The 20,008-nt window shown below is 71.0% G+C and carries 15 protein-coding genes and 2 pseudogenes; 9 read left to right on the forward strand and 8 right to left on the reverse strand.

The window, feature by feature from the left end:
• Positions 1-169: 169 nt before the first annotated feature.
• On the reverse strand, positions 170-448 hold the full coding sequence (locus AB0B64_RS50225; RefSeq protein WP_358196754.1) for a hypothetical protein: 279 nt from the start codon (positions 446-448) through the stop codon (positions 170-172).
• A 172-nt stretch (positions 449-620) separates the two neighbouring features.
• Positions 621-1,157 (reverse strand): annotated as a pseudogene (locus tag AB0B64_RS50230) (FAD-dependent monooxygenase); the annotation flags it as partial.
• Positions 1,158-1,216: 59 nt separating this feature from the next.
• Between AB0B64_RS50230 and AB0B64_RS50235 the strand changes: the two are divergent.
• A complete protein-coding gene (locus AB0B64_RS50235) occupies positions 1,217-1,804 on the forward strand; it encodes a TetR family transcriptional regulator (RefSeq protein WP_358196423.1) in 588 nt (195 codons plus the stop codon).
• Positions 1,805-1,902: 98 nt separating this feature from the next.
• Here the strand turns inward: AB0B64_RS50235 and AB0B64_RS50240 are convergent, their stop codons facing one another.
• The 3 genes from AB0B64_RS50240 to AB0B64_RS50250 all read right to left on the reverse strand — a co-directional run bounded on the left by AB0B64_RS50240 (position 1,903) and on the right by AB0B64_RS50250 (position 4,425).
• The gene (locus tag AB0B64_RS50240; RefSeq protein ID WP_358196425.1) at positions 1,903-2,382 is read right to left on the reverse strand and encodes a hypothetical protein; all 480 of its coding nucleotides are present in this window, start codon (positions 2,380-2,382) and stop codon (positions 1,903-1,905) included.
• 258 nt (positions 2,383-2,640) lie between these two features.
• Positions 2,641-3,801 carry a winged helix DNA-binding domain-containing protein gene (locus AB0B64_RS50245; RefSeq protein WP_358196431.1) on the reverse strand — a complete coding sequence of 387 codons (1,161 nt, stop codon included), beginning with the start codon at positions 3,799-3,801 and terminating at the stop codon, positions 2,641-2,643.
• 6 nt (positions 3,802-3,807) lie between these two features.
• Positions 3,808-4,425 (reverse strand): DinB family protein, encoded by a 618-nt coding sequence (locus tag AB0B64_RS50250; RefSeq protein WP_358196435.1) that lies wholly within the window; start codon positions 4,423-4,425, stop codon positions 3,808-3,810.
• 61 nt (positions 4,426-4,486) lie between these two features.
• Here AB0B64_RS50250 and AB0B64_RS50255 point away from each other — a divergent pair, with 61 nt between their 5' ends.
• The 3 genes from AB0B64_RS50255 to AB0B64_RS50265 all read left to right on the forward strand — a co-directional run bounded on the left by AB0B64_RS50255 (position 4,487) and on the right by AB0B64_RS50265 (position 6,394).
• A complete protein-coding gene (locus AB0B64_RS50255; RefSeq protein ID WP_358196440.1) occupies positions 4,487-5,491 on the forward strand; it encodes a YafY family protein in 1,005 nt (334 codons plus the stop codon).
• A 113-nt stretch (positions 5,492-5,604) separates the two neighbouring features.
• Positions 5,605-6,018, forward strand: a complete 414-nt coding sequence (locus AB0B64_RS50260; protein WP_358196446.1) for a ribonuclease domain-containing protein — start codon at positions 5,605-5,607, stop codon at positions 6,016-6,018.
• Between the two features lie 7 nt (positions 6,019-6,025).
• On the forward strand, positions 6,026-6,394 hold the full coding sequence (locus tag AB0B64_RS50265; protein ID WP_357958799.1) for a barstar family protein: 369 nt from the start codon (positions 6,026-6,028) through the stop codon (positions 6,392-6,394).
• Positions 6,395-6,468: 74 nt separating this feature from the next.
• Here AB0B64_RS50265 and AB0B64_RS50270 read toward each other — a convergent pair whose 3' ends face one another.
• On the reverse strand, positions 6,469-7,977 hold the full coding sequence (locus AB0B64_RS50270) for a helicase HerA-like domain-containing protein (RefSeq protein ID WP_358196455.1): 1,509 nt from the start codon (positions 7,975-7,977) through the stop codon (positions 6,469-6,471).
• A gap of 416 nt (positions 7,978-8,393) precedes the next feature.
• On the opposite strand from AB0B64_RS50270, the gene AB0B64_RS50275 reads away from it, so the two are divergent.
• Positions 8,394-9,557 (forward strand): Cmx/CmrA family chloramphenicol efflux MFS transporter, encoded by a 1,164-nt coding sequence (locus tag AB0B64_RS50275; RefSeq protein ID WP_358196458.1) that lies wholly within the window; start codon positions 8,394-8,396, stop codon positions 9,555-9,557.
• A gap of 174 nt (positions 9,558-9,731) precedes the next feature.
• Positions 9,732-15,194 carry a carboxyl transferase domain-containing protein gene (locus AB0B64_RS50280; RefSeq protein ID WP_358196470.1) on the forward strand — a complete coding sequence of 1,821 codons (5,463 nt, stop codon included), beginning with the start codon at positions 9,732-9,734 and terminating at the stop codon, positions 15,192-15,194.
• On the opposite strand, the gene AB0B64_RS50285 is transcribed toward AB0B64_RS50280, so the two are convergent.
• Entirely contained in the window at positions 15,191-16,054 is an 864-nt protein-coding gene (locus AB0B64_RS50285) for an NAD(P)H-binding protein (RefSeq protein ID WP_358196478.1), read from the reverse strand. The genes AB0B64_RS50280 and AB0B64_RS50285 overlap by 4 nt on opposite strands.
• Positions 16,055-16,184: 130 nt before the next feature.
• Between AB0B64_RS50285 and AB0B64_RS50290 the strand changes: the two genes are divergently transcribed.
• From AB0B64_RS50290 to AB0B64_RS50300, 3 genes are all read left to right on the forward strand, one after another.
• Positions 16,185-16,898: a TetR/AcrR family transcriptional regulator gene (locus tag AB0B64_RS50290; RefSeq protein WP_358196484.1), complete on the forward strand. Its 714-nt coding sequence runs from the start codon at positions 16,185-16,187 to the stop codon at positions 16,896-16,898.
• A 619-nt stretch (positions 16,899-17,517) separates the two neighbouring features.
• A complete protein-coding gene (locus AB0B64_RS50295; protein ID WP_357958817.1) occupies positions 17,518-18,366 on the forward strand; it encodes an oxidoreductase in 849 nt (282 codons plus the stop codon).
• On the forward strand, positions 18,366-18,980 hold the full coding sequence (locus AB0B64_RS50300; protein ID WP_357958820.1) for a TetR/AcrR family transcriptional regulator: 615 nt from the start codon (positions 18,366-18,368) through the stop codon (positions 18,978-18,980). The genes AB0B64_RS50295 and AB0B64_RS50300 overlap by 1 nt, the downstream gene beginning before the upstream one ends.
• Positions 18,981-19,132: 152 nt before the next feature.
• On the opposite strand, the pseudogene AB0B64_RS50305 reads toward AB0B64_RS50300, so the two are convergent.
• A pseudogene (locus AB0B64_RS50305) lies at positions 19,133-19,854 on the reverse strand (Tn3 family transposase); the annotation flags it as partial.
• Between the last annotated feature and the right edge of the window lie 154 nt (positions 19,855-20,008).

Genomic DNA, 20,008 nt, shown 5'->3' on the forward strand with positions numbered 1-20,008 from the left:
AGGGAACCGAAGACGCTCCAATGCGTCGTGGCGGCCGATCCGTGGTGGCGAGGAACCTCGCGGATCTTGTCGCACAACGTGATCACGTAGTCGAAGCCCGTGACCGCGTCCAGCGACTGCGGCCGCCGGGGTTCGAGGTCGATGCCGTAGTCCTCACGCAGAGTAACCTTTAGGCGCGCCAGAGGGCGGCGAGTTGCCGGACGGCCAGCCGGGACGGTACGGCGCGGAACAACATGTCGCGCACCCAGGCGGCGGCGCCGGTCTGGGAGGTCAGCCGCGATTGCCGGGACGCCGCCCGCATGATGCCGTTGGCCCTGGGCCTGCGCTCGGCGTCGTAGCGCAGGAGCCGCTGGGCGACGTCCACCGGTTCGGCGCCGGTCAGGTGGCGGGTCAGCGCGGCCGCGTCTTCGAAGGCCTGGCTGGCGCCCTGGCCGAGGTCGGGTGGCATGGCGTGCGCGGCGTCGCCGAGAAGTGCGATCCGGCCGGCCGCGTACGAGGGCAGGGGTTCGGCCAGGCAGGCGATCGGATCGACATAGATGGCCGAACATCGCCCCGCTGCGACGGTCGACCAGCTGGCTGGCGAGCAGTTCCGGCGCCAGGCCGGGAGGGCGAGGCAGCATGCCGCGCAGGTCCAGCCGGCCGGTCCGCCGCAGCCCGGGATGGCCGGGGAAGAGCTGCGCGCGCAGCCTGCTGCCGATGCCGTCGGCCGCGATCACCGCGTCCGCTCTCGTGACGGGGCCGCCGCCGCTGATCACGGTCACCCCGGTGGGGTCGGATTCCAGGCGCTCGACCAGGGTCACGGTGCGCACCAGGTCGGGGGGTAGCGGGGCGCGTAGCGCCTGGTGCAGTTCCACTCGTTCGATCATGACGGGCGCCCCGATCTCCTGCTGCGCCTGGGTCAAGTCGGTGACCAGCAGCGGCCGTCCCCGCCGGTCCCGCAAGCCGCCATGGGTCGCCCGCATGACGTGCCCGCGAACATCGCCGGCCAGCCCCAGCGCCTCCAGCGCGCGGAGCCCGTTGGGCATGACCACGATCCCGGTGCCCGCCTCTCGGAGCTCCGCGCCGCGTTCGAAGAGCGTCACCTCGTGGCCCAGGCGGTGCAGCCCCACCGCCGCCGCCACTCCCCCGAGCCCGGCACCGACCACCGCGATCCTCATGGAACCTCCTCGCCGATTCACTACGATCGTACTAGTACGACTATTGGTAGCATGGCCGCATGCCGCCGACCAATCCGGCCCGTCGCCGAGCTCTGACCGATGCCGCCATCGAGCTGCTGGCTTCCTCGGGCGTCCATGGGCTGACCCACCGTGCGGTGGAGAAGCAGGCGGACCTGCCACCAGGAACGGCCTCGAACTATTTCCGCAGCCGGGAAGCACTGCTGGTGGCCGCCGCCGAGCGCATCGTCGAACTGCATCACGCCGACACCGACCAGGCCATCGACCGGGCCACCGAGCAGCCCACGACGCTGGTCGACCTGTGGACGCAATCGCTGCTCACAGCCGCGACCACTCTGCGCGACCGCTACCTGGCGATCTTCGAACTGCAGATGGAGGCCGCGCGCCGGCCGGCGCTCGCCTCGGCGCTCGCGAGCCTGCAGGACACGGCGTCGCTGCTCACCGCCGGCTACCACGACAAGCTCGGCCTCACCATCCCGCGCGAGAGGATCCCGGCCCTGATCACGCTCTACGGGGGTGCGCTGTTCACCCTGGTCGCCGCGCCGCCGGGGAGCGTCAGCAGGGCGGCCGTCCAGAACGTGGTCGAGGTCATGGTGCACGGCTGCGCCGTACCAGAGGACCGGCGATGAGGTGATCGCTCAGCGCGGCGCGCTCAGGAGGCCTTCGACCTTCTCGGCCGGGTACGGCGTCGTGCGAGCAACGCCGAACAACTCCCAGTAGAAGTCGTTCATGACTGCCGCGACAGGTGCGTACCGGCGGATCGCCGCGGCGACGGCCGGCGGAGCACCGACGGGGTCCGCACCGGCCGCGCACGCGCGGATGTACGCGTTGCGCCGCACGGGCCCGCCCTCTCGTGGCACCGCCACCCGCAGATGTTGGTGACAAGCCAGTTGACCAGCTGCATCAGCGCGTAACCCGTGTCATGCGTCGCCTTGCGGGCCAGAAACCCGCTCTCGCGGGCGGACAGGTCGAACCGAGGGGAGGCCGCCAGCCCGAAGTCGGCGATGTCCAGGCGTCGGCCGTCGGTCAGGACGTTGCCGAAGGGGGCGTCGAAGTGCGTCAGCCCATGGCCGTTCATGAACGCCACACCGGCCGGCAGGCGTGACCCGACCATGGCGCACGCCGCTACCGCTGCGTCCCGGCCGGCGGCGAGTTGTGCGGCGAGCCAGTCATGGAGGCTGTGCGGGATGAATTCCTGAAAGAGCACGACGCAGGCGGTGGCTCGCGCAAGGGCGTGCAGGCGTCGCCGTATCGCCGGTCACTGCGCAACGCCAGCGCGCTCGCCACAGCGCTGTATCTGCCGAGACGCTCACCCCGGGACATGTCCAAGCCGCGCGGTTCCAGCGGGTGACCTCCTTCATGATCGGCTCGCTTGAGCAGACGCTACACCCGCGCGCCGGCTGCGCCCTCTCCAGGGATTTCTGACGATCCCGTGCTCAGGGGAAGCGGCTCGCGGGTGTAGCGGTCAGCGGGGAGACGCGTCGATCTGTACGCGGTCGCTCTCGCCGTCGGAGAGGAACGCCGCCAGCTCCTGCCCCTGCTCGGCGACCTCAGCCCGGTCGGCTCGGGAGAAGCCGCCCAGCGGGGTGACGATCACGGTGCCCGCCTGGACGCTCCAGGTCGCGGCGACCCGGCCGTCGACCAGGACAACTCGGGCCCCGGCGACCGACAGGAGGCGGTGGGCGTCGTCGATGATCCGGCCGCGGTCGTGGTAACCGAGGAGCGCGTTGTCGAACGCCGGCAGGAACCGTACCGGGGCCGGTGTGTCGGGGTCGGGGCGCGGCGCGTCGGGGAGGTCCAGCAGGACCCGGCCGCGCTCGTCCCGGAAGGTGACCAGCTCCTCTCGTATCGCGGCCACCGCGGCCGGCAGTCCGGCCAGGCCGCACCAAGCCCGGAGGTCGGCCGAGGCGGCCGGACCGAACGCGGCCAGATAGCGCCGCACCAGCGCTTGACCGACCGGATCGGAGCCGACTGAATCGGAGGCGTTCGGATCAGAACCGACCGGATCGGAGCCATTCGGACCGGAGCCGTTCCGGGCCGGTGGGTCGATTTCGCGCCCCAGCCAGGAGGAGAGCAGGACGTTGCGTACTCCCGCCCTCGCACGCCACACCCCACGCGGCGGCAGCTGCGCCATCGGGATGAGCGCGGCGACCAGCATCTCGCCCAGGGCCCGCGGCCCCGGCTCTGGCCAGCGCTCGGCCAGCGCCCGCGCGAGCTCGCTCATCGAGCGCGGCTCGTCGTCGGCCATCACCGCCCGTCCTGCGGCCGCGAGCTCGTCGAGATCCACCCCGGCGAGCTCGCGGCGATAGGTCCCGAGTACGCGTTGACGCAGCATGGCGTCATGGCGGCCCCGCCAGGCCAGGACATCGTCGGCGGTCAGGAGGTGGACGGTGCGGCGCATGAGGTGGGTACGCACCACGCCCCGCCGGATGAGCAGGTCCGAGAGCGCCGCCGGGTCGAACGCCCGCAACCGCGACCAGAGCCCGACGAACGGTTCCTGCGGCTCCTGCGCCTGCAGGCCGCACAGGTGCGCGACGGCGTCGAGCACCGGCATGTCGGCGCGATCGAGCAGCAACTGCCGGGCGAGCGTCGCGCGGTTGAGCGCCCGGGTGTCCAGAACGGTCATCGCCGCTCAGGTCGACTTCTGACCGTCGAGCGTTTCGCGCAGGATGTCGGCGTGCCCGGCGTGCTGGGAGGTCTCGGCGATGACGTGCATCAGCACCCCGCGCACGCTGCGCACCGCGCCCGGCTCGTGCCAGGGTGCCTCCGGTAGCGGCTGCGTCGCCGACAGGTCGGGGACGGCGGCGACGATCTCCGCGGTGCGGGCGGCGACCTGCTCGTAACCAGCCAGGATCCCGGCCAGCGTGTCGCCGGGCAGCATCTGGAAGTCGTTCTGGTGGTCGATCATCCACTGCGGGAACTCGCGTGCGGTACCGGCCGCGATGTCGGCCCAGGTGACGCCCTCGGGCAGGCCGTACGTCATCGCCGACGGGCCGTCGACCACGAAGCGCAGCCACGTTTCCTCCATGGACGCGACGTGCTTGACCAGCCCGCCCAGGCACAGCGCGCTGACCGTCGGGCGCTCGCCGAGCTGCTCGTCGCTGAGCTCGCGGACGGTGTTGATCAGGGCCGATCGGGCGTTCGCGATCGCGGCGAGCAGGTCGCCCCGCTCGGCGTCGAGGGTTACGGGGGGCGTGGTGGTGGCGGTCACGGCGTTCGGGCCCTTCGAGTTGTCGTCGTTGTCTGGCACACGACAACAGTCGCAGAGGTAGCGGACAGGAAGTGGCCTCTTCTCCAGGCAAAATGAGGTCATGCCGAAGACTTCCGCGCGACTGCTGTCGTTGCTGTCGCTGCTCCAGACGCGCCGGGAATGGCCGGGGGCGCTGCTGGCCGAGCGGCTGGAGATCAGCCCGCGCACCGTACGCCGCGACGTCGACCGCCTGCGTGAGCTCGGCTATCCCATCCTGGCCTTCAAGGGGCCCGACGGCGGCTACCGGCTCGACGCAGGCGCGGAGCTGCCCCCGTTGCTGTTCGACGACGAGCAGGCCGTCGCCCTGGCCATCGCGCTCCAGACCGCCGCCACCTCCAGTGGGGCGGGCATCGAGGAAGCCGCGGCGCGCGCGCTGAACACCATCCGGCAGGTCATGCCCGCACGGCTGCGCCACCGGATCGACACCCTCCAGATCACCGCCGTCGAGCGGCCGGCGCGCCGACCGGGCCCACAGGTCGACAGCGGCGTCCTCATGGCGATCAGCGCCGCCGTCCACGCCCGGGAGGTGCTGCGCTTCGACTACCCACCCGGTGTGGACGACGACGGTATGCCGACCCCGCCGCGCCGGGCGCAGCCCCATCACCTCGTCACCTGGGGCGGGCGCTGGTACCTCGTCGCCTGGGACCTCGACCGCGAGGATTGGCGTACCTTCCGCGCCGATCGGATCACCCCGCGCACCCCTACAGGGCCCCGCTTCACCCCGCGCGAGCTGCCCGGAGGCGACCTGGTCGCCTTCGTGACCAGCAAGTTCCGGGGCGTCGACAGTGCCGGCAACTGGCCCTGTCGCGGCGAGGTGATCCTCGACCTACCCGCCGCCGCCGTCTCCCGCTTCGCCTACGACGGAGTCGTCGAGGAGCTCGGCCCGAACCGCTGCCGGCTCGTCCTGACCTCGTGGTCCTGGACCGGCCTGGCCGCCACCCTCGGCAGGTTCGACGCCGACATGGAGGTCGTCGGCCCGGCCGAGCTCAAGAACGCCTTCGCGCGCCTGGCCCGCCGTTATGCCAGCGCGGCAACCGACATAGCCGCCCCGCCGGGTACAGAGTGATTGAGCAGGAGCCGTCCGCGAAGTGTTCACCTTCCCCTTGGCATTCTTTGCCGTGATTTGACCTGAGAAGAGCGGCGAACATGACCATGTCTGTCACCCCCGAAGGAGGCCTCGTGCACACACAGCCGCGCCCCCGCCCTTCCTGGCCGGTACGACTGACCGTCGTCCTCGCCGCCATCACCTCCCTGGTCGGCCTGGTCGACATCACCCCCGCCAACGCCACGGTCTACAACTCCTGCACCATCTCCCGCTGCGCCGACGCACGCTCGGCCAACTCGATCTGGGCCTCAAAGAACTACCCCACCAGCAGCGGCTGGTACGCCTGGACGGACGGCAGGTACAACTACACCGGCGGGCGCTTCTACAACCGGGAAGGCCAGCTCCCCAGCGGCGCCACCTACTATGAGTACGACGTTTACTCCCGGGCGCGGGGTGCCGCGCGTGACGCGTACCGGATCGTCGTCAACCGCAGCAGCGGTGTGACGTGGTTCTCCCCCAACCACTACACCGACTTCTACCGGCTCTAGGACCGCCATGACCGCCGCCGCACATCCGCCGCCGCACTGGCTGACAGTGTCCACCGGCCCTGCGCCGACGCTGGTGGATGGGCGGGCCTGCCGGACGCGTGCCGCCTTCTTCGAGGAGGTGGCACGCGCCCTGCGCCTTCCCGGCCACTTCGGCCGCAACTGGGACGCGCTCACCGACTCCTTGCGCGATGTCGGCGCGGTCACCCTGATCGTCGGGCACGCGGAGGAACTGCTCAGCGCCGAGCCTCCCGGGCAGCTCGCGACCCTGCTGGCCGTCCTCGCCGACGCGGCCAAGACGGGGCTGACCGCGACCCTGTGCACCGACCCCGGCCACGAGGCCCTGCTCCGGCAGCGGGTCGCCGCCGCGCTGGCCTGAAACCCCGGGCCGCGCCCTCCCAGGCTCGGGCGGCTTCATATGCGCCGGCGCGGGCCGGGTCCGCGTGCGTTGATTCAGCGTCGCCCGCGACGGGCGGTACCGAAGATGGATCTGGTGATCTCCCGGCCGAGGCTGGAGGCCGCCGACCGCGCCAGGGACTGGAACTCCTTCGACTCCAGCACCCGCTCCAGCATGGACTGCTTCGCCTCTCGCTCCGGCTCTCGCTCAGGCTCTCGCGGGGTTTCGCGAGCGGGGCCCTTGGGAGGCTCGGCCAGTTTCGCGGACAGGATCTCGTAGGCCGACTGGCGGTCGACCGCCGTACCGTACTTCCGCTGAAGTGGCGAGGCGGCGATGACGCCTTGGACCACGTCCGGGCTCGACGGTCCCATGAGCGTCTGAGGGGCGCGCAGCCGCGTCCAGGCGACCGGGGTCGGCGCGCCCGTCTCGGACAGGACCGTCACGACGGCCTCGCCGATGCCGACCTCGGTGAGCAGCCGCTCCAGGTCATAGGAGGACGCGGGAAAGGTCGAGACGGTGGCCTTGAGCGCCTTGGCGTCCTGGGGGGTGAAGGCGCGCAGGGCGTGCTGCACGCGCGCGCCCAGCTGGGCCAGCACGTCCGTCGGTACGTCGTTCGGCGTCTGGGTGACGAAGAACACGCCCACACCCTTCGACCGGATCAGCCGTACGGTCTGGGCGATCGACTGCAGGAACGCCTTGGACGCGTCGTCGAACAGCAGATGCGCCTCGTCGAAGAAGAACACGAGCTTCGGCTTGTCGACATCCCCCACCTCGGGGAGCTCGTGGAACAGGTCGGCGAGCAGCCACATCAGGAAGGTGGAGAAGAGCTGCGGCCGGTCCTGTACGGCGGGCAGCTCGAGAACGGAGATCACCCCATGACCGTCCGGCGTCACCCGGAGCAGGTCGCGCACGTCGAACTCCGGCTCGCCGAAGAACGCCTCCGCCCCCTGCGCCTCGAAGTTGGTCAAGGCACGCAGGATGACCCCGGCCGTCGCCGCCGACAGCCCGCCGATGCCGCTCAGCACCTCCGGCGTGGTGGTCAGATACCGGATGACCGCGATCAGGTCTTTGAGATCGAGCAGCGGCAGCCCTTGCTTGTCGGCGAAGTGGAAGATCAGCCCGAGAGTCGACTCCTGCGTCTCGTTGAGCCCGAGGACCTTGGCGAGGAGGGTCGGGCCGAAGGCGGTCATGGTGCCGCGGATCGGGATGCCGTCTCCCAGACCGCCCAGGGAGAAGAACTCCACCGGACAGGCCGCGGGCTGCCAGGTCTCGCCCACCTCGGCGGCGCGCCGGGTGACGCGCTCGGAGGCCGTACCCGGTGAGGCCAGGCCCGACAGGTCGCCCTTGATGTCGGCGAGGAAGACCGGGACTCCCTGGGCGGCGAGCTGCTCCGCCATGAGCTGGAGGGTCTTGGTCTTTCCGGTCCCGGTGGCGCCGGCGACCAGTCCGTGCCGGTTCAGCATGCTCAGGGGGATGCGGATCCGCTCGGCGGAGTCGGCGGTGCCGTCCTCGCGCACCAGGGCACCAAGCTCCAGTGCCGCTCCTTCGAAGTCATACCCCTTCATCGCTTCTCCCCCTCCGGACGTCCACCGAGGGGTCGTGCGCATCATGCTCGCTTCGCAGGTGCGAAAAACCCGCGTCTGGGCAAAAGCGATTATGCGCTGGACGAGTTCTGTGACTTTTGACTATCGTGTGGCCTATGTCCAGTCCTGAGGCATCAAGACGCTAGCCACCGGTTCTTCCGGTGGCTTCTCGTGATGTCACGCGGCAGCGCCGCCCCCTGAGGCCAGCGCGCCCTTTCGTCACTCCCGCCGCCGGATCACCGTCGTACGGACTGATTCGTTCCAGGAGTTGCGCCCCTGTCGTGGTGCCGGACCTGGTCCTTTCCTTTCACGCGGTAGCGCCCGCGTCCCTGATGGACGCTGGTGCGCGCCGCGTCGTCCTGTGATGCCCTTTCAACGCGGCCTGGAGTCTTTCGCTCATGCCCTTCGCCATCTACATCCTCGGACTGGCGGTCTTCGCCCAAGGAACGTCCGAGTTCATGCTCTCCGGACTGGTTCCGAACATCGCCGCCGACCTGAACGTGTCCATCCCGGCCGCCGGCGCGCTGACGTCCGCCTTCGCCGCGGGAATGATCGTGGGAGCGCCGCTGATGGCGGTGCTCAGTATGCGCTGGCCACGTAGACGGGCACTGCTCGTCTTCCTGGTCGCGTTCATGCTCGTGCACGTCGCCGGCGCCCTCACCGCCAGCTTCTCGGTGCTCCTGGTGACCCGGGTGCTCGGAGCGCTGGCCAACGCCGGCTTCCTCGCCGTGGGGCTCGCGACGGCGGCCGGCATGGCCCCGCCGAACGCCAAGGGGCGGGCCACCTCCATCCTGCTGGGCGGCATCACGCTCGCCTGCGTCGCCGGGGTGCCCGCCGGTGCCGCGCTGGGTCAGACGTTCGGCTGGCGGTCGGCGTTCTGGGCCGTGGCCCTGATCTCCCTGCCGGCCGTCTTCGCCGTGCTGCGCTCGGTGCCGGACGTCGCGCCGGCGACGGGGGACCCCCGCGCGGGGCGCGAACTCCGGGCCCTGCGCGGCCCGCGACTGCTCGTCGTGCTGGCGCTGGCCGCGCTGGTGAACGCCGCCACCTTCTGTACGTTCACGTACCTGACCCCATTGGTCACCAACGTGAGCGGCTTCTCGCCGGGCTGGGTGCCGGCGGTGCTGGCGCTGTTCGGTCTCGGGTCGTTCGCCGGGGTGACCATCGGCGGGCGCCTGTCCGACACGCGGCCGACGCTGGTCCTGATCGCGGGCGGGATCGCCCTGCTCGCCGGGTGGGCGCTCTTCGCCGCCACGGCCGGCAGCCCGGTCGCCACGCTCCTGCTCGTCTTCGTCCAGGGGACCCTGTCGTTCGCCGTCGGCTCGACCCTGATCGCCCAGGTTCTGTACGCGGCCACCCAGGCGCCCTCGCTCGGCGGCTCCTTCGCGACCGCGGCCCTCAACGTGGGCGCGGCGGCCGGGCCCGCCATCGGCGGCGCCACCATCGCCGCCGGGCTCGGCTACCACTCGCCTCTGTGGGTCAGCGCCGTGTTGGTGGCGGCGGCGTTCGCCACAGCGGGCCTCGCCGAGGCCGTACGGCGTCACGCTGTGGTGGCCGCACGGTAACCTAGGGCCACCTGGCGCGCTCGCGCACGCGTGCTTTTGGTCGTTCCCTACAACTGTGGAGCCTTGGTGTGCTCCCTCTGCGACATTTCCCTACGAGCCGGCAGAGGCAAGGCTGTACAGGTGCGGGGGGTGCCACAGGGAAGGCGCGCACAGTCAACAGGAGGGCTCGGTCGGGTGTTCAGTCGTGTCGCCATCGTCAACCGTGGTGAGGCCGCGATGCGGCTCATCCACGCAGTCCGGGAGCTGGCCGCGGAGACCGCGACACCGATCCAAACCGTCGCGCTGCACACCGACGTCGACCGCGCCGCCACGTTCGTGCGCGAGGCCGACCTCGCCTACGATCTCGGTCCGGCGTCCGAGCGCCCGTACCTCGACCTGAAGGCGCTGGAGCGCGCGCTGGTGGAGACCGGGGCCGACGCCGCGTGGGTCGGCTGGGGGTTCGTCGCCGAGGACCCGGCGTTCGCGGAGCTGTGCGAGAAGATCGGCGTCACCTTCGTCGGGCCGAGCGCGGAGGCCATGCGCCGGCTCGGCGACAAGATCGGCGCGAAGCTGCTCGCCGAGGAGGTCGGCGTGCCGGTCGCGCCGTGGAGCCGCGGCGCGGTCGAGACCCTGGACGCCGCCCTCGCGGCGGCGGCCGAGATCGGCTACCCGCTGATGCTGAAGGCGACCGCGGGCGGCGGCGGGCGCGGCATCCGCGTGGTCACGGACGAGGCCGAGCTCGCCGACGCCTACGAGCGCACCAGCCAGGAGGCCGCTCGGGCGTTCGGCAGCGGCGTGGTGTTCCTGGAGCGCCTGGTCACCGGCGCCCGGCACGTCGAGGTCCAGGTGATCGCCGACGGCCAGGGCACCGCGTGGGCGCTCGGCGTCCGCGACTGCTCGGTGCAGCGGCGCAACCAGAAGGTCATCGAGGAGTCGGCCTCGCCGGTGCTCAGCCCCGCGCAGACGGCCGAGCTCAAGGCGTCGGCCGAACGGCTGGCCGTAGCGGTCGATTACCGGGGCGCGGCGACCGTCGAGTTCCTTTACCACCCCGGCGACCAGCTGTTCGCCTTCCTCGAGGTCAACACCCGCCTGCAGGTCGAGCACCCGATCACCGAGTCCACCACCGGGTTCGACCTGGTCAAGGCGCAACTGCGGGTGGCATCCGGCGGCCGGCTCGACGGCGCGCCGCCGGTGGAGCGCGGGCACGCCGTCGAGGCCCGGCTCAACGCCGAAGACCCCGACCGCGACTTCGCGCCCTCCCCCGGCCGCATCGCCCGTCTGGACCTGCCCGCCGGGCCGGGCATCCGCGTGGACACCGGCGTCAGCGAGGGCGACACCATCCCGGCCGACTTCGACTCGATGATCGCGAAGATCATCGCGTACGGCGTCGACCGCGACGAGGCCCTCGGCCGGCTGCGCCGGGCCATGGCACAGACCACGGTGATCATCGAGGGCGGCGCGACGAACAAGAGCTTCGTGCTCGACCTGCTCGACCAGCCCGAGGTGATCGACGCCAGCGCCGACACCGGCTGGATCGACCGCGTCCGCGGCCAGGGCAGGCTCGTCTCCCACCGGCACTCCGCCGTCGCGCTGGCGGCCGCCGCCATCGAGGCGTACGAGGAGGAGGAACGCGCCGAGCGGCAGCGGCTGCTGTCCACGGCGTTCGGCGGCCGCCCGCAGGTGCAGCACGAGAGCGGCCGGCCGCTGGACCTCAAGCTGCGTGGCGCCGGCTACCGCGTGCGCGTCGCGCGGGTCGGCGCGCACCGCTTCCGCGTCGGCGTCCAAGCGGGTGACGACGTCCGCACCGCCGACGTCGAGCTCGAGCGCTTCGACCGGCACACCGGGCGGATCATCGTCAACGGCACCCCCTACCGCCTGCTCACCGGCACGCATGGGCCGATCCACCTGGTCGAGGTGGACGGCGTGACGCACCGGGTCAGCCGTGACGAGGGCGGCGTCGTCCGCTCGCCCGCGCCCGCGCTGGTCGTCGCCACGCCGCTCAAGGTCGGCGCCGAGGTCGAGGCGGGCGCTCCGGTGCTGGTGCTGGAGAGCATGAAGATGGAGACGGTCCTGCGGGCGCCGTTCAAGGCGCGGCTGAAGGAGTGCGTCGTCTCCGTGGGCAGCCAGGTCGAGACCGGTGCGCCGCTGCTGCGGCTGGAGCCGCTCGCCGACGACGCCGCCGAAGCCGCGAGCACCTCGGCCGCCGCGTCCGTCGAGCTGGACCTGCCCGCCGCGCCGGGCGAGATCCCGGCGTGGAAGCGCGCCGCGCGCGGCCAGGAGGACCTGCGCAGCCTGCTGCTGGGCTTCGACGTCGACCCGCACGACGAGGGCGGGGTGCTCGAGGACTACCTCGCCGCGCGCCGGGCGGCCACCGAGGAGGGCCATCGGCCGCTGGCCGAGGAGCTCGCGCTCATAGAGGTGTTCGCCGACCTGGCCGAGCTGAGCCGCAACCGGCCGGCGGGCGAGGACGGCGGCGCCGGCCACGTCTACAGCGCTCGCGAGTACTTCCACACCTACCTGCAGAGCCTCGACGTCGAGCGGGCCGGGCTGCCGGCGGCCTTCCAGGCCAAGCTCGCCAAGGCGCTCGGGCACTACGGCGTCACCGACCTGGAGCGCTCCCCCGAGCTCGAGGCCGCTGTGTTCCGGATCTTCCTCGCCCAGCAGCGCGCGTCCGCCGACGCCGCGGTGGTCACGACGTTGCTGCGCGCCTGGCTACGGGAGTCGCCGCCGGACGAGACGCTGCGCGAGCCCGCCGGTCTCGCGCTGGAGCGCCTGCTGGCCGCGACTCAGGTCCGCTTTCCCGTGGTCTCCGACCTCGCGCGCGGCGTGGTGTTCGCCTGGTTCGCCCAGCCGCTGCTGCGCCGCAACCGCGCCCGCGTCTACGCCGACGTCCGCAAGCACTTGCGCCACCTGGACGCGCACCCCGACGCGCCGGACCGCGCCGAGCGCATCGCCGAGATGGTACGCACCACCGAGCCGCTGGTACGCCTGCTCGGCCAGCGGCTCACCCGCGACAACCTGGACAACGCGATCATGCTGGAGGTGCTGACCCGGCGCTACTACGGCAACAAGGGTCTGACCGGCGTCCGCACCAGCCAGGCCGCGGGCTGCACGTTCGTGGTCGCCGAGCGCGCGGGCTCCCGCGTGGTCTCCTCCGCGGTCGCCTTCGAGGATCTGGGCAGCGCGCTGCGCGGGCTCGCGGAGCTGGTCAGCGGCGAGGACGCCGTCGACGCCGACATCTATCTCGCCTGGGAGAGGCAGCCGGAGGGCTCCGAGGCGATGGCGGCCGCGCTGCACGAGGTCATCAGCGCGCACCCGCTGCCGAGCCAGGTCCGCAGGCTCACCGCCACCGTCGCGGGCAGCGGCGGCACGGTGATGCACCACCACTTCACCTTCCGCCCGTCGGACACCGGGATGACCGAGCAGCGGCTGATCCGCGGCCTGCACCCGTACATCGCGCAGCGGATGCAGCTGGAGCGGCTGAGCAAGTTCGACCTGACCCGGCTGCCGTCCTCGGACGAAGAGGTCTACCTCTTCCAGTGCGTGGCGCGGGAGAACCCCTCCGACGACCGCCTCGTCGCGTTCGCGCAGGTGCGCGACCTGACCGAGCTGCGCGAGCACGACGGCCGGCTGGTGGCGCTGCCGACGGCCGAGGACACCATCGCCACCTGCCTCGACTCCATCCGCCGCGCTCAGTCGCGGCGGCCGTCGGAGAAGCGCTTCAACACCAACCGGATCGTGGTCTACGTCTGGCCGCCGAGCGGCATCACCCGCGCCGAGATCGAGATGATCGCCGCGCGCGTACGGCCGACGACCGTGGGCGCCGGCCTTGAGGAGATCCTGTTCATCGCGCGGCAGCGCGACCGGACGACCGGCGAGCTGACGAAGATGGCCGTACGCATCACCTTCGACGCCACCGGCGGCACCGACCTGACCATCGGCGAGCCGTCGGACGAGCCGGTCGAGCCGCTGGACGACTACCGGCAGAAGGTGCTGCGGGCCAGCAGCCGCAACACGGTCTACCCGTACGAGCTGACCGGCCGGCTCGGCGACTTCGTCGAGTACGACCTCGACGACGACCACGCGCTGGTGCCGGTCGACCGGCCGAAGGGGCGCAACACCGCGGCGATCGTGGCGGGCGTGGTCACCACGCCGACCCGCCGGCACCCGCAAGGCGTCACCAGGGTCCTGCTGCTCGGCGACCCGACCAAGTCGCTCGGCGCGCTGTCGGAGGCGGAGTGCCGCCGCGTGATCGCCGCGCTGGACCTGGCCGAGCGGATGCGGGTGCCGCTGGAGTGGTACGCGCTGTCGGCCGGCGCCCGGATCTCCATGAAGTCCGGCACGGAGAACATGGACTGGGTGGCCGCGGCGCTCAAGCGGATCGTCGAGTTCACCCAGGACGGCGGCGAGATCAACATCGTGGTCGCGGGCATCAACGTCGGCGCGCAGCCCTACTGGAACGCCGAGGCGACGATGCTCATGCACACCAAGGGCATCCTGGTGATGACGCCGGACTCGGCGATGGTGCTGACCGGCAAGCAGTCACTCGACTTCTCCGGTGGCGTGTCGGCCGAGGACAACTTCGGCATCGGCGGCTACGACCGCGTGATGGGCCCGAACGGGCAGGCTCAGTACTGGGCGCCCAACCTGGCCGCCGCGCGGGACGTGCTGATGTCGTACTACGACCACACGTATGTCGCGCCCGGCGAGCAGGGGCCACGGCGGGCGAAGACCACTGACCCCGTCGAGCGCGACATCTCCGACTTCCCGCACTCGTTGCCGGACAGCGACTTCACCACCGTCGGCGAGATCTTCTCCACCGAGGCCAACCCCGACCGCAAGAAGCCGTTCGACATCCGTACCGTGATGCGGGCGCTGTCCGACCAGGACCACCCGGTGCTGGAACGCTGGGCGGGCATGGCCGACGCCGACACCGCGGCGGTGCAGGACGTGCATCTCGGCGGCATCCCGGTGTGCCTGCTCGGCATCGAGTCACGGGCGGTGCCGCGGCGCGGGTTCCCGCCCACCGACGGCCCGGACACCTACACCGCGGGCACGCTGTTCCCGCGCTCGTCGAAGAAGGCCGCGCGGGCGATCAACGCGGCCAGCGGCAACCGGCCGCTGGTGGTGCTGGCGAACCTGTCGGGCTTCGACGGCTCGCCGGAGTCGATGCGGAAGCTGCAGCTGGAGTACGGCGCCGAGATCGGCCGCGCGATCGTGAACTTCCGCGGGCCCATCGTGTTCTGCGTGATCTCGCGCTATCACGGTGGCGCGTTCGTGGTGTTCTCCAAAGCGCTGAACCCGAACATGACCGTGCTCGCGCTGGAGGGCTCGTTCGCCTCGGTGCTCGGTGGCGCCCCCGCCGCCGCGGTGGTGTTCTCCGGCGACGTCAACGTCCGCACCGCGGCCGACCCGCGCGTACGGGATCTGGAGGCGCGCACCGCGGCCGCCGCCGGCACCGAACGCGCCGCGTTGACCGCGGAGCTCGACGAGCTCCGCGCGTCGGTCCGCGCGGAGAAGCTCGGCGAGGTGGCCACGGAGTTCGACCGGGTGCACAACATCCAGCGCGCGGTCGAGGTCGGCTCCGTGGACGCCGTCATCCGCGCCGCCGAACTCCGCCCGCGCATCATCGAGGCCATCGAGTCGCGTCTGCGTTAGCCCTCTGTGAGCGCCGCTTTCATGACGTCCCGCAGGGGCGTCGGCGGGTGGCCGATCAGGTCGGCCAGCGCCGGGCCGACCTGGGCGAACTCGCCCTGCCTGCTGGCGGCGAACATGCCCACGAGCATCCGTGCCTGCGGCTCCGGCACGCCATGGGAGAGCAGGTTCGCCACGTACTGCTCGTCGGTGATGGTGACGCGCCTGATCGGGCGTCCGGTGAGTTCGGCGGCGATCTCGACGACGTCGGCGAGGTCGAGGGCTTCGGAGCCGGTGAGCGGCGGGGTCGGGCCGTCGAAGCGGCCCTCGTCGGCCAGGACGATCGCGGCGGCCTCGGCCAGGTCGGCGTGGGCCGTCCAGGAGACCGGCCCGTCCTGCGGCGCGGCCAGTTCGCCGGTCCGCAGGGCGTCGCGCAACAGCATCAGCGTCGTGGTGGCGTAGAAGCCGTTGCGCAGCGAGGTCCAGGCGACGCCGGACTCTCTCAGCGCCGCCTCGGTGGCGGCGTGGTCCGGCATGGGCGCGAAGAGCGAGGACGGGTTCGCGCCCATATGGCTGGTATAGAGGATCCGGCGCGCGCCGGACCCCCTGGCCGCCGTGATCGCGGCGCGGTGCAGACTGAGCGCCGTGTCGCCGGTGGCGGCGGCGGACACGATCAGGACCTGGGAGGCGTCCTCGAAGGCGTGGGCGAGGCTCGCGGGCTCGGCGTAGTCACCCCGGCGGACGCGGACGCCCCGTTCCCGCAACCACTGTGCCTTCTCAGGGTCGCGGACGCTCACCGCGACTTTCTCGGCGGGGACGCGTTCGAGCAGATCCTCCAGAATCGCCCGGCCGAGCTGTCCGCCGGCCCCGGTAACGATGATCATTATGACCTCCAGTTGTCGCCTTGCAGCAGGGTCGCCGGGGTCAGATCAACTCCCGCGCATCACTGCTAACGAGATGGACGTTATCACCGATAAATAGTGATGCTAACGCGAATCTGTTATCGTTGCCACCATGGATGCCGATGACGTCGACGCCGGGGGCGGCCCTCGCGAACGCATCCTCGCCGCCACGGCCAAGCTGCTCGCCGAGGGCGGCCGGGAGGCCGCGTCGACGCGTGCGGTGGGCGCCGCGGCAGGAGTGCAGGCGCCGACCATCTACCGGCTCTTCGGCGACATGCGGGGCCTGCTCGACGCGGTCGCGGCCGAGGGCTTCGCCGCCTACCTGAGCAGCAAGACCGACCGGGAGCCCACCGCCGACCCGGTCGAGGACCTCCGCGCCGGCTGGGACCTGCATATCGGGTTCGGCCTGGCCAACCCGGCCCTGTACCTGCTCATGAACGAGCCCCGCCTCGGGGACGTCGCCGCCCCGCCCGCCGCCGTCGCCGGCGAAAAGGTCCTCGCCACGCACATCCGCCGGATCGCCGAAGCGGGCCGGCTGCGCGTCAGCGAGGAACGCGCCGCCCACCTCGTCCAGGCGGCTGGTCTCGGCACGACGGTCACTCTGATCACCATGCCCGCGGACCGTCGCGATCTGGAGCTGTCCGTCCTCGCCCGCGAGGCGGTCATCGCCGCGATCACCACCGACACTCCGGCGGCCACGTCTCCAGGCCCGGTCACCGCAGCGGTCACCCTGCGCGCCGTCCTGCCCCGGACCACCGTCCTGACCGACCCGGAGCAGCGCCTCCTGGAAGAGTGGCTCGACCGCATCGCCGACCCGGCCACCTGACGGTCCCCCGGGGGATTCGTCACACAACCGTCTCGGTCCGTGGTGGCTGGGGTTCTTTGAGAGGGATACCCCCTGCGGGGAGAGGAAGACAACGGTCGGTCGTGACGCGTCATGTACGGGGCCCGCCGCCCCGCACGCGCCCGCCTCGTGTACCACAAGGTGACCATGAGCTCCCTGGCCTTCGCTTCGGGCACCTAGGAATCGGGGCGACGGACTGGGGGACCTGGCGGCGTCGGACCTGGACGGCGGAGCTGAAGTGCTCGCACGCCGAGGCGCAGCCGCGGTCGGTGAGCACCACCAGCGGCAGGTTGAGCAGCGCGACGCTGTCATCGGGTCTGCATGGACTCGCACCTGCCGTCCACGGCGCACTGGTACGCCGTGACCTTGCCGCATCCAATTGGGAGGCCGAAGGGAGACCGCCAGTTTCGGACGCCTCCCCCACAGTCACCGCCCGAGGCACCAGAACGGCGGTGGTTTCGAGACCGCCCGCCGCCTGACCGAGGCCGGGGCGGTCCCGCAAGCACTGTCAGAATCTACGTGGTGATGATAAAAATCGACACTGTGTAGACTTTGAGATGGGGAGCAGTCCAGCTCCTCGCGAGTCTCCTCAGGAGGAACAATGCAGAGGCAGAACTGGCTCATCACCGGCGTCAGCACGGGCCTTGGACGTGCCTTCGCCCAAGCCGCCCTGGCCGCCGGTCACACCGTCGTCGGCACGGTCCGCTCCGAGGAGGACCTGCGGGCCTTCGAAGGGCTCAAACCCGGGTACGCTCACGGCCGCATCCTGGATGTGACCGACGACGCCGCCGTCTCGAGTGTGATCACGGAGGTGGAACAGAGCGTCGGCCCCCTGGATGTCGTCATTGCCAACGCGGGCTACGGCCTGGAGGGCACCTTCGAGGAGACGCCGCTGGCCGACGTGCGGCGGCAGTTCGAGGTCAACGTGTTCGGGACAGTGGCCACGCTGCAGGCGGCCCTGCCCCACATGCGCCGGCGGCGCCGCGGGCACCTGATGGCCGTCACCTCCATGGGCGGGCTGATGGCCGTGCCCGGCATGTCCGCCTACTGCGGCAGCAAGTTCGCCCTGGAAGGCATCCTCGAGGCACTGGGCAAGGAGGTCGCACAGTTCGGGATCCATGTGACGGCGATCGAGCCCGGCTCCTTCCGCACCGACTGGGCCGGACGGTCCATGACACGCACCGCGCGGTCCATCGACGACTACGACGAGCTGTTCACCCCCATCCGTGAAGCGAGGCAGAAGGCCAGCGGGAACCAGCTGGGCGATCCGGCCAAGGGCGGGGAGGCCGTCGTGCACATCGCGTCGGTCGACCAGCCGCCGGCCCACCTCGTCCTTGGCTCGGATGCGCTGCGACTGGTCACTGCCGCGCGCAAGGCTGTGGACGAGGACATCCGCGCATGGGAGCCCCTCTCCCGTACGACCGACTTTGCCGAGGGTGCTCAGCTCTGATGCCCAGCCACCACTCCGCGCGGAGCCGGCGCGCCACCGAACGCAAGGGCGATGTCCGGGAGAGGGCCATTCTGGACACCTGCGAAACTCTACTGGTGCAAAAGGGCTACGACGCCATGACTGTCGGCGACATAGCTCAGGGCGCCGGTATCACCCGCGGCGCCCTGTATTTCTACTTCGGCTCCAAACAAGAAGTGGTCACGGCACTCGTGGCCCGAACCGTTGAGCATCTGTGGGAGCGGTCCCGGGCCACTGCAGAGACCGACGAGCCGCGCCAGGCCATCGCAGCAGCCATGCAGCGCACGGTTGAGCTGTGGGATGAGCACGGTCTGGTCATGCGCACGGCGATCGATCTGTCGTTGACCGTGCCGGAGATCGGCGAGCTGTGGAGCCACACGGCTGACCTGTTCATCACGGCCATCACCGCTGTCCTGGAACGAGCCGGCGTTCAGGCCGGCACCGAACCAGAACAAGCGTCAGCGATGGCACGCGCCCTGTGCTGGATGATCGAGCGGACCTTCTACCACGCCTCGCAGGAATCCCGCGAGAATTTACAAAAGGCATCTTCGACCTGCGAACACATCTGGCTGACCAGCGCCGGTCTCACCACCTGAATGAGGCATCTGGCCTGGAAGTGAAGGCGCAGACATGCTGGCGCCGGCACAGCCCGAGATCAATCTGATCGAGAACCGCCGTACGACCGCCTCGGGCGGGGTTCGGGGGCCGGGAAGAGTGGCCGCCACCGCGTGGCGAGGTCGAGGTGGGAGTTCATGTCCAGCTCGAATCGGCCGTAGGGGTTCACGTGGGTCCAGAACAGTGGCGACAGGGCCCGCCGGTCGGCGTCGGTGGGCCGCTTCTGCCACTCGCCGTACGTACCGTGCGGCCCAGTTCCTCGATCGCCCGGTAGGTGGGGTGCTTGGGCCCGCCGCGGGTGAAGCGCCGCAGGACCTCCTCGGCCTCGGCGGTGCCCAGGCGCAGGGCGGTGGTGTACTTCACGATCTGGTCGTACTGCTGGCGGATCAAGTCCCAGTCGATCGTCTTGGTCGACAGCACCGGCGCCAGGTTCGGCCACTTCTCGTCCTCCCCGGCGGCCTGCCGGTACAGGCGGGCCGAGATGACGTTCTTCAGCCGGGGCAGCAGGTTGAAGCCGAGCATATGGGCGAAGGCGAACCCGACGATGGAAGCGCCGTGCGTGTCCGTGGACTGCCGGTCGATCTCCACGTCCGTGCAGTGCCGCAGTACGCCCTCGATCATCGCGGCGACTTCGGAGGCCGCGCAGGATTTGAGCTGGCTGTAGACGCACAGCGACTTCTTCTCGACGTGCCAGTAGATCATCACCCCGGGGCCGCGGTACCACTGGTGCCACTCGGTCATGAAGTTCTAGCTCCACGAGCCGAACTTCTCGGAGTCGCTCGCGCAGGCCATGCCCTCGCCCCACCACGCCGCATCGCGGGCGGCGAAGGTGGCATTGACCAGCCGTACCATCGCCGCCGGGGTGAAGGTCTCGGTCGGCGTCGTCCACAAGACCCTCGCAGCCGCCCGGTCCGAGACCGAGCCCGCCGCCATCGCCGAGGACAACTCCTAGCCACCGACCAGAAGGCCCGACGCCGGCGGTCAGCACGATGCTGGCACGCCCCAGCGC

The organism is Nonomuraea sp. NPDC049129 (assembly GCF_040648495.1).
Taxonomy (GTDB): Bacteria; Actinomycetota; Actinomycetes; order Streptosporangiales; family Streptosporangiaceae; genus Nonomuraea.